We start from the raw sequence: 11,281 nt of genomic DNA on the forward strand, positions 1-11,281 counted from the left end.
GGTCCGCGTCAGGAATCGTTGCCGTCGAGGCCGTCGATATCGAGCGCCATGTCGATGAGGTGCTGGACATCCATCGTGTCGATGGCCTCGGTGTCGTCTTCGACGCCGCCGGTCTCGGTGGTGGCCGCTTGCGGTTCGGCCAGCCGCAGCAGCGTGTCCAGCAGCCCGGCTTCCCGGATCCGGCTCATGGGGAGGCTGGTCAGGATACGGCGCAGCTCGGCGTCCTGCGGATCGGTGTCCAGCTCGGCCGACGCGTGGCGCGGGCCGTCGTCCGGGACCAGTTCGGTCAGCAGATGCTCGGCGAGCACGGCCGGTGTCGGGTAGTCGTACACCAGGCTCGCGGGCAGCCCGAGACCGGTGGCCGCGCCCAGCCGGGTGCGCAGTTCGACCGCCGTAAGTGAGTCGAAGCCCAGCTCCTTGAAGGCGCGTCCGGCCTCGACCTCGTCGGCGGAACCATGGCCGAGTGCGGTGGCCACATGGGTACGGACCACCTCCAGCACCGCGTCCGCACGGTCGGCCGCCGCCAGCCCCTTGAGCCGTTCCCGCAGCGCCGACGCGCCGTCGGCCGCCGCCTCGCCCTCACCCTCGCCGCCGCCGCGCAGCAGGGTGCGGACACCCGGCAGGTCGTCGATCAGCGGGCGCGGCCGGGCGGCGGTGAAGGCCGGGGCGAAACGCGCCCAGTCGACATCGGCCACGGTCACGGCGGTCTCCCGGCGGGACAGCACCCGCTGGAAGGCGGCCATGTTCAGGCCCGGCGCCATCGGCGGCAGGCCACGGCGGCGCAGCTGCTCCTCGGCGTCGCCCTCGGTGGCCATGCCACCCTCCGCCCACGGCCCCCAGGCCACGGACGTGGCGGGGAGGCCACGGGCGCGGCGCTGCTCGGCCAGCGCGTCGAGGAACGCGTTGCCCGCCGCGTACGCGCCCTGTCCGCCACTGCCCCACACCCCGGCGATCGAGGAGAAGAGCACGAACGCGTCCAGCGGCTCTGCGCCGTCCCCGAAGAGGGCGTCGAGGTGGACCGCTCCGGTGGTCTTCCCCGCCACGATCCGGGCGAACTCCGGGAGTTCGGTGCCCGTGCCGGGCTCCTGGGAGGCCCCGGCCGCGTGCACCACGGCCCGTACGGGGGTGCCGTTGGCGGCCAGCTTCTCCACGAGGCCTTCCAGCGCCTCGCGGTCGGCCACATCGCACGCCTCGACGGACACGGCGGTGTCGGGACCGGACAGTTCGGCCACGATCTCGGCCGCGCCCGGCGCGTCCGGGCCACGACGGCTGAGCAACACCAGCCGCTCCGCGCCATGCTGGGCCAGCCAACGGGCCACATGCCGCCCCAGCGCACCCGTGCCACCGGTCACCAGCACCGTGCCACGCGGCGTCCACGGCTCGACGGACGCGGGGGCCGCGTCGCGCGGGGCCGGGACGAGGCGGCGTACGAGGACCCCGGCGGACCGGATGGCCACCTGGTCCTCGTCGTCGGCTCCAGCGAGCACACCCGCGAGCCGGTCCAGCGCGCGTTCGTTGAGCGTCTCCGGCAGATCGACCAGACCACCCCAGCGCTCGGGCTGCTCCAGGGCGACGACCCGGCCGTAGCCCCAGACCTGGGCCTGGGTGACGCTGTCCAGCCGGTCGGCGCCCCCGGTCGAGACCGCGCCCCGGGTGGCGCACCACAGACGCGCGGTGGCATAGCCGTCCCGCTCTTCCAGCGCTTCGACCAGCGCACCGGTCAGCGCGAGGCCGACCGGCACCGCCGGATGCTCCGGATGCGGCCGCTCGTCCAGCGCCAGCAGCGACAGGACACCGGCCACCGGGCCGTCGGCCGAAGCCGACGCGAGACGCGTTGCGAGGGCCTGGGGATCGGTGTCGGCGGCGTCCAGCTCGACGCGTACGACACGCACACCGCGCCGCGTCAGATCGTCGGCCACCGTGGCCACCCGGGGGTCCCCGGCGAGGCTCGCGGGGACGACGGTCAGCCAGGTCCCGGCCAGGGCACCGGACGGATCCTGCGGGCGCGGCTTCCACGCCACGTTGTAGAGACGGCCATCGGCGGCGGACTCTTCGCGCCGGGCGCGACGCCACGACGACAGGGCGGGCAGCACCGCGCTGAGCGGCTGGTCGCCCTCGACGCGCAGTTCGGTGGCCAGCGACTGCCAGTCCTCGCGCTCCACGGCGTGCCAGAACCGCGCGTCCACCGCGTCCACGGTGGTCTCGACGGCCCCTTCCGGCGCGGTGTCGGGCCAGTAGCGGCGGCGCTGGAAGGCGTACGTGGGCAGGTCGACGCGGGACGCACCGGTCCCGGCGTAGAACGCCGCCCAGTCCACCGCGAGGCCCCGGACGTACGCCTGGGCGACCGCCGTGGTGACGGCCTCGGCCTCGGGACGGCCATTACGCAGCGCGGCCACGAACGCCGCGTCGGCCCCGGTGACGCACTCCTGCGCCATGGCGGTGAGCACACCGTCCGGGCCCAGCTCGACGTACGTGGTCACACCCTGAGCCTCCAGAGCACGCACACCATCGAGGAAGCGAACGGCCTCACGGACGTGGCGCACCCAGAAGTCGGCCGTCGTGATCTCCTCAGCGGAGACGACACCCCCGGTCAGGTTCGACACGATCGGGATGCGCGGAGCCTCGTACGAAAGCCCCTGCGCCACCTCCCGGAACGCGTCCAGCATCCCGTCCATACGCGGCGAATGGAACGCATGGCTGACCGTGAGCCGCTTGGTCTTACGACCCTGCGCCTCGAAACCGGAAGCAACCTCAGCCACAGCCTCGTCGTCACCCGCGATGACCACGGACGACGGCCCGTTGAGGGCGGCAATGCTCACACCACCACCGAGCAGCGGCAGAACTTCCTCTTCCGAAGCCTGGACGGCGACCATCGCGCCACCAGCCGGAAGCTCCTGCATGAGCCGCCCACGAGCCGCCACCAACTCAGCAGCATCCGCGAGCGAGAACACACCCGCCACATGCGCGGCAGCCAACTCACCGATCGAATGCCCGGACAGGAAGTCGGGCCGCACACCCCACGCCTCGACCAGCCGGAACAACGCCACCTCCACCGCGAACAGCGCAGGCTGAGTGAAACCAGTCCGGTCAAGCGCCTCGGCTTCCTCGCCGAAAAGAACCGTCTTCAGGGGCTGTTCGAGGTGCACGTCCAACGCGTCGCACACCACATCCAGCGCCTCGGCGAACACCGGGAAGGCGTCGTACAGCTCACGCCCCATCCCCAGCCGCTGGCTGCCCTGCCCCGTGAACAGGAACGCCACCTTGCCACCGGTCACCGAACCCTCGACCAGCCCCGCCGCGCCACGCCCCTCGGCCAGCGCCGCGAGCGGCTCGCCGGGGAGTTCGCCGTCCCGGCCGAGCAGCACGGCACGGTGCTCCAGGGCGGAACGGGAGGTGGCCAGGGAGTACGCGAGGTCGAGCGGGCGGGCCCCGTCGTCCGGGCCGCCCGCCACGGCGCGCAGCCGCTCGGCCTGGGCCCGGAGCGCGTTCTCCGTACGGCCGGAAACCGGCCAGGCGAGAACGGGCAGGGTGGTCCGATCCGAAGCGACAACGTCAGCGGACACCACATCCGGGCCCTGCTCGATGATCGCGTGCGAGTTGGTGCCGCTGAAGCCGAACGACGACACGCCCGCGCGGCGCGGGCGGCCGGTCTCCGGCCACTCCCGCGCCTCGGTCAGCAACTCGATGTCGCCCGCCGACCAGTCCACATGCGGGGTCGGCTCGGTGACATTCAGGGTCTGCGGAAGCACACCGTGCCGCATCGCCATCACCATCTTGATGACTCCGGCGGCACCCGCCGCGGCCTGGGTGTGCCCGATGTTGGACTTCATCGACCCCAGCCACAGCGGTTGGCCTTCGGGCCGCTGCTGACCGTACGTCGCCAGGAGCGCCTGCGCCTCGATCGGGTCGCCCAGCGACGTCCCCGTGCCGTGCGCCTCGACGACGTCGATGTCCGCAGCCGTGAGATCGGCGTTGACGAGGGCCTGACGGATGACGCGCTGCTGGGACGGGCCGTTCGGCGCCGTCAGACCGTTGCTCGCACCGTCCTGGTTGACGGCGGTGGAGCGCAGCACGGCGAGGACCGGGTGGCCGTTCTTCCGGGCCTCGGAGACCCGTTCCACCAGGAAGAGGCCCACACCCTCGGCCCAGTTGGTGCCATCCGCGTCGCCGGAGAACGCCTTGATCCGGCCGTCGGCGGCCAGCCCGCCCTGGTGGCTGAATTCCAGGAAGACGCCCGGGGTCGACATGACCGTGACGCCGCCCACCAGGGCGAGCGAGCACTCGTCGTTGCGCAGCGCCTGCGCGGCCAGATGCAGTGCCACCAGCGAGGACGAGCACGCGGTGTCGACGGTGAGCGCGGGTCCTTCGAGGCCGAAGGCGTAGGACAGCCGACCGGACGCCACGCTGGAGGCGTTGCCGGTGCTGAGGTGTCCTCCGAGGCCCGACTCGTCCAGCAGCAGGTTCAGATAGTCCTGTTCGTTGGAGCCGATGTAGACACCGGTCCTGCTGCCGCGCAGCGACTGCGGATCGATCCCGGCCCGCTCGAACGCCTCCCACGAGGCCTCCAGCAGCAGCCGCTGCTGCGGATCCATCGCCAGGGCTTCCCTCGGCGAGATGCCGAAGAACGCCGCGTCGAAGTCGGCCACGTCGGACAGGAAGCCGCCCTCATGGGTGAAGGCGGTGGCTTCCGGTTCATCGCCGTAGAGGGTGTCCCAGCCCCGGTCGGAGGGGAAGCCGGTGATGGCGTCCTCGCCGGAGAGCAGGAGCTGCCACAGCTCCTCCGGCGACCGTACGCCGCCGGGGAAACGGCAGCTCATGGCGACGATCGCGATCGGGTCGTCGTCCTGGTCGGCCGAGGTGGTCATCCGGTGGGTCATCCGGTGGGGGGCGATCGCGTCGGCCACGTCGCCGACCAGCTCACCGCGCAGATGGCCCGCGAGGACGGCCGCGTTCGGGTAGTCGAAGACCAGCGTCGGCGGCAGCCGCAGCCCGGTCGCCTCGCGGAGGCGGTTGGACAGTTCGACGGCCGTCAGCGAGTCGAAGCCCAGGTCCTTGAACACCCGGCCCTCGTCGAGGGCCTGCGGGTCCGCGTATCCGAGCACCGCCGCGACCTGGGTACGGACCAGGTCCAGCAGCAGCTGGTCCTGCTCGGCCGCGCTCAGCCCGGCCAGCCGCCCGGCCAGGCCGGAAGCGCCGTCACTCGCGGTGTTGTCCACCACGCGGCGTACCGGAACGCGGACCAGTCCGCGCAGCAGCGGCGCGAGGGTGCCCGCCGCGGCCTGGGCGCGCAGCGCGACGGCGTCGACGCGCATGGGGACCGGCGCCACTTCGCCCGAGCCGAGCGCCGCGTCCAGGAGGGCCAGGCCCTCCGCCGGGGACAGCGGCGGCAGCCCGGCGCGCCGCATCCGGCTGATGTCGATCTCGCTCAGGCCACTGCCCATGCCGGAGCCCGCCCACAGGCCCCACGCGAGCGAGAGGGCCGGAAGCCCCTCGGCGCGACGGCGCGACGCGAGCGCGTCCAGGAACGTGTTGGCGGCGGCGTAGTTGGCCTGGCCGGGGCCGCCGAACACGCCCGAGACGGCGGAGAACAGCACGAACGCCGCCAGGTCCGCGTCCCGCGTCAGCTCATGGAGGTTCCACGCGGCGTCCACCTTCGGACGCATGACGCGGTCGACGCGCTCGGGCGTCAGCGAACCGATGACACCGTCGTCCAGCACACCGGCGGTGTGCACCACGGCCGTCAGCGGATGTTCGGCGGGAATGGCGGCCAGCACCTCGGCGAGCGCTTCGCGATCGGCCGCGTCACACGCGGCCACCGTCACCTCGGCGCCCAACTCCCTCAACTCGGCGACGAGTTCGGAGGCTCCCGCTGCCTGCTCGCCACGGCGGCTGGTGAGCAGCAGGTGCCGCACACCGCGCTCGGCCACCGCGTGCCGGGCGACCAGGCCGCCCAGGGCACCGGTGCCACCGGTGATCAGTACCGTGCCGTCCGGGTTCCATCCGGCGGGCACGGTCAGTACGACCTTGCCGACGTGCCGCGCCTGGCTCATGTAGCGGAACGCGTCCGGGGCCTGCCGTACGTCCCAGGCGCTGATCGGCAGGGGCCGCAGCGCCCCCTGGTGGAACAGGTCCAGCAGCTCGCACAGCATTTCCTGGATGCGGTCGAGACCCGCGTCGAACAGGTCGAACGCCTGGTAGGAGACGCCGGGGTACTGGGCGGCCACCTCCTCCGGCTCCCGGATGTCGGTCTTGCCCATCTCGACGAACCGGCCGCCGCGCGGCAGCAGCCGCAGCGAGGCGTCCACGAACTCCCGCGCCAGCGAGTCCAGCACCACATCGACGCCGCGACCGCCACTGACGTCACGGAACGTCGACTCGAAGGCCAGGTCGCGCGAGGAGGCGATCCGGTCGTCAGCCAGCCCCAGCGCACGCAGCGTGTCCCACTTGCCCGGGCTGGCGGTGGCGAACACGTCCACACCCCAGTGGCGGGCCAGCTGCACGGCGGCCATGCCCACACCACCCGCTGCCGCGTGCACCAGCAGCGATTCCCCGCTCTCCACACCGGCCAGGTCACGCAGCCCGTAGTAGGCCGTCATGAAGACGATCGGCACGGCGGCCGCCTCGGCGAACGTCCAGCCGCGCGGCATCGGGGCCACCATGCGCCGGTCCGCCACCACCAGCGGCCCGAACGCCCCGGGCAGCATGCCGAAGACGCGGTCGCCGGGGGCCAGATCGGTGACATCGGGGCCGGTTTCCACGACGACACCGGCGCCCTCGATGCCCATCACCGGGGCCTCGCCGGGGTACATCCCCAGCGCGTTCAGCACATCGCGGAAGTTCAGCCCGGCGGCCCGGACCTCGACCCGCACCTGCCCGGCCTCCAGCGGCGCCGCCGCCTCGGGGCACGGCAGCAGCGTCAGGTTCTCCAGCGTGCCCTTGTCCACGCTGTCCAGCCGCCACGCCCGCTCCCCGTCCGGGGGCACCATCGCGCCGTCCGAAGCCACCCGCGCCAGCTGCGGCGCGTGGACCGTGCCACGGCGCAGTGCGAACTGCGGCTCGCCCGAGGCCAGCGCGGCGCCCAGCGCCTCGTACGAGGCGTCAGTGCCATCCACGTCCACCAGCACCAGCCGGTCCGGATGCTCCGACTGCGCCGAGCGCACCAGACCCCACACCGCCGACCGCGCCGGGTCGTCCACCCCGGCATCGCCCCCGGCGGTCACCGCGCCCTGGGTGACCAGGACCAGACGGGACGCGGTCGGCCGCTCCTCGGCCAGCCACGTCTGCACCAGGGCCAGCGCGTCCCGCGCGGCGGTGTGGGCGGCACCGGCCACGTCGTCCTCGGCGGTGTCCGGGCCGACGTACGCGAGAAGGTACTCGGGCGCCCCCATCGCCCCGGATTCCACCGCATCGCCCAGCGCGGCCAGGTCGGCGTGGACCGTGGCACCGGCCGTGAGCGCGACCGGCGCACCGGCCCCGAGCACCGCCCACGCCACACCGGCCCCGGACTTGGCTCCGGACTTGGCTCCGGGCTTCTCGGCGGACACCGGCACCGTGGCCCAGTCCAGCCGGAACAGCGACTCGTGGTAGGCCGCGCGCCAGGTCAGCGCCCGCTCGGCCGGTACGGGCCGCAGGACCAGCGAGTCCACTCCGGCGACCGGCGCACCGGTCGAGTCCGCGATCTCCAGCCGGACGCCGTCCGCGCCCCGCAGCACCAGACGCACGCGCAGCGCGGAGGCGCCGCTCGCGTACACCGACACCCCGTTCCAGACGAACGGCAGCCCGCCCTGTTCACCGTCGGCCGGGCCGAGCAGGCCGAGCGCGTGCAGCGCGGAGTCGAACAGCGCCGGGTGCAGCCCGTAGTCCTGCGCGCCGGACGCGACGGAGTCGTCCAGCCGGGCCTCGACGAAGAGTTCGTTCCCCTCTCGCCAGGCGCCCGTGAGCCCCTGGAACGCCGGGCCGTACCGGAGTCCGGCGTCCGCGAGGGTCGCGTACAGCTCCTCCGTACGGACCGCCTCGGCGCCCGGCGGCGGCCACGCGGTCAGCGCGAACTCCGGCCGGGGCGCGCCCGCGACCAGCACACCGTCGGCGTGGCGCGTCCACGGCTCCTCGACCGAGGCGTCCTCGGCACGGGACAGCACGGTGAGGGGCCGCCGTCCGGTGTCGTCCGGCGCGCCGAGGGCGACCTGAAGGCGGACACCGCCGCGTGCGGGCAGCACCAGCGGGGCGTGCAGGGTCAGTTCGTCGAGCAGATCGCAGCCGACCTGGTCACCGGCGCGTACGGCGAGTTCCACGAATGCCGTGCCCGGTACCACCACCGCGCCCCGCACCGCATGGTCGGCCAGCCACGGGTGGGTGTCCACGCCGAGCCGACCGGTGAACACCAGCCCATCGGACTCCGCCAGGGGCACGGCCGCGCCCAGCAGCGGATGCCCGGCCAACTCCAGCCCCACGAGCGCCACATCGCCCACGGCCGCCGCGCTCGGCTCCAGCCAGAACCGCTCGTGCTGGAAGGCATACGTCGGCAGATCCACCCGGTCCGCGCCCGTCCCGGCGAAGAACCCGGCCCAGTCCACCGCGACCCCACGGACATGCGCCCGCGCCACGGCGGTGGTCAGCGCCTCCGCCTCGGGGCGGTCCTTGCGCAGCGCGGTGATGAACGCCGCGTCCTCGCCGGTCACGCACTCCTGCGCCATCGCGGTGAGCACACCGTCGGGGCCCAGCTCGATGAACGTGGTGACGCCCTTGGCCTCCAGGGTGCGCACACCGTCGAGAAAGCGCACGGCCTCCCGGACGTGGCGTACCCAGAAGTCCGGGCTGGTGATGTCCTCGGTGGACACCACGGCACCGGTCAGGTTGGACACGATGGGGATGCGCGGAGCCTCGTACGAAAGACCGTGCGCCACCTGGCGGAACGCGTCCAGCATCCCGTCCATGCGGGGCGAGTGGAACGCGTGGCTGACGGTGAGCCGCTTCGTCTTACGCCCCTGCGCCTCGAAGCCCGCCGCGACCTCAGCCACGACATCGTCGTCACCCGCGATGACCACCGAAGTGGGCCCGTTGAGGGCGGCAATGCTCACACCACCACCGAGCAGCGGCAGAATTTCCTCTTCCGACGCCTGCACCGCGATCATCGCGCCACCGGCCGGAAGCTCCTGCATCAAACGGCCGCGAGCCGCCACCAACCGGCAAGCGTCCGCGAGGGAGAGCACACCCGCCACATGCGCGGCGGCCAGCTCACCGATCGAGTGGCCGGAGAGGTAGTCGGGCCGCACACCCCACGCCTCTACCAGCCGGAACAACGCCACCTCAACCGCGAACAGCGCGGGCTGGGTGAAACCGGTCTGATCCAGCGCAGCGTCATCGTCCCCGAACAGCACACCCTTCAGCGGCCGTTCCAGATGCGGGTCCAGCTCCGCGCACACCGCGTCCAGCGCCTCCGCGAACACCGGGTACGCCTCGTACAGCTCACGCCCCATCCCCAGCCGCTGGCTGCCCTGCCCCGTGAACAGGAACGCCACCTCGCCACCGGCGACCGTGCCCTCGATCAGCCCCGGCGCCAGCTCCCCGCGCGCCAGCGCCTCCAGGCCCGCGACCAGTCCGGCGCGGTCCTCGCCGACGACCACCGCGCGGCGCTCCAGCGCCGCCCGGCCGGTGGCCAGCGAGTACGCCACATCGGCGGTGCCGAGGGCAGTTTCACTGTCGAGGCAGGAGAGGAGGCGCCGGGCGTTGTCGCGCAGCGCCGCGCGGTTCCTGGCGGACAGGGCCCACGGCAGTACGGCGGCGGTGACCGTGGCCGGGGCCGGGGTGCCGTCCTCGTCCGTGGACTGCGGCTCCTCCGGCTCCGGGGCCTGCTCCAGGATGGTGTGGGCGTTGGTGCCGCTCACGCCGAAGGCCGAGACACCGGCCCGGCGCGGCCTGCCGGTCTCGTCCCACGGCCGGGCCTCGGTCAGCAGGGACACCTCGCCCGCCGACCAGTCGACGGTCGGGGACGGCTGGTCGACGTGCAGCGTCTGCGGCAGCACACCGTGGCGCATCGCCATGACCATCTTGATGACGCCCGCGACACCGGCCGCCGCCTGGGCGTGGCCCAGGTTGGACTTGAGCGAGCCGAGCCACAGCGGCTGGCCCTCGGGCCGCTCCTGGCCGTACGTGGCGAGCAGCGCCTGCGCCTCGATGGGGTCGCCCAGCGTCGTCCCCGTGCCGTGCGCCTCGACGACGTCGATTTCGGCGGCGGACAGCCGGGCGTTCTCCAGGGCCTGACGGATGACGCGCCGCTGCGACGGACCGTTCGGCGCCGTCAGACCATTGCTCGCACCGTCCTGGTTGACGGCGGAGCCGCGTACGACCGCCAGCACCGGGTGGCCGTTGCGCCGTGCGTCCGACAGCCGCTCCACCAGCAGCACACCGACACCCTCGGACCAGCCGGTGCCGTCCGCCGACGCCGCGAACGACCTGCACCGGCCATCGGGGGCCAGCCCGCGCTGGCGGCTGAACTCCACGAACACATCGGGGCTGGGCATCACCGCGACGCCGCCGACCAGGGCGAGCGAGCATTCGCGCTGACGCAGCGCCTGGGCCGCCCAGTGCAGGGCGACCAGCGACGACGAGCACGCCGTGTCGATCGTGGCGGCCGGGCCCTCCAGGCCGAAGGTGTACGCGATACGGCCGGACAGCACGCTGGTGGCACCGCCGGTGAGCAGCAGGCCCTCCAGCTCCTCCGGCACGTCCTGGGTACCGAGGCCGTACCCCATGGGCGAGGCGCCCACATACACACCGGTGCGGCTGCCCTTGACCGACGTCGGGTCGATGCCCGCGCGCTCGAACACCTCCCAGGACGTTTCCAGCAGCAGCCGCTGCTGCGGGTCCATGGCCAGCGCCTCGCGCGGCGAGATGCCGAAGAAACCGGGGTCGAACGTGGTGGCGCCGTCGAGGAATCCGCCACCGGTGTTGTAGAAGGTGCCCTTGCGTTCGGGGTCCGGGTCGGCCAGTCCCTCGATGTCCCAGCCACGGTCGTCGGGGAATCCGGAAATGGCGTCGCCGCCCTCCGCGACCAGCTGCCACAGCTCCTCAGGCGATCCGACGCCGCCGGGGAAACGGCAGCTCATCGCGGTGATCGCGATGGGTTCCTGCGCGTCCGCCTCCACCTCGGTCAGGCGGCGACGGGTCCGGCGCAGCTCAGTGGTCATCCACTTCAGATTGTCGAGCAGCTTCTCTTCGTTCACGCTAGCCACGGAAACGTCACCTCCTGAGGTCAGTTGAAGAATGGTGGGCGGTCATCACG

Annotated in this window: 1 protein-coding gene; it reads right to left on the reverse strand. The window is 73.0% G+C overall.

The genetic code is table 11. The annotated features are described in order from the left end of the window. Nucleotides 1–8 precede the first annotated feature (8 nt). Complete coding sequence (locus ACWC5C_RS05315) at nt 9–11,231, reverse strand: type I polyketide synthase (RefSeq protein WP_450873858.1); 11,223 nt, start codon at nt 11,229–11,231, stop codon at nt 9–11. Between the last annotated feature and the right edge of the window lie 50 nt (nt 11,232–11,281).

This window comes from Streptomyces sp. NPDC001700, from assembly GCF_053596435.1.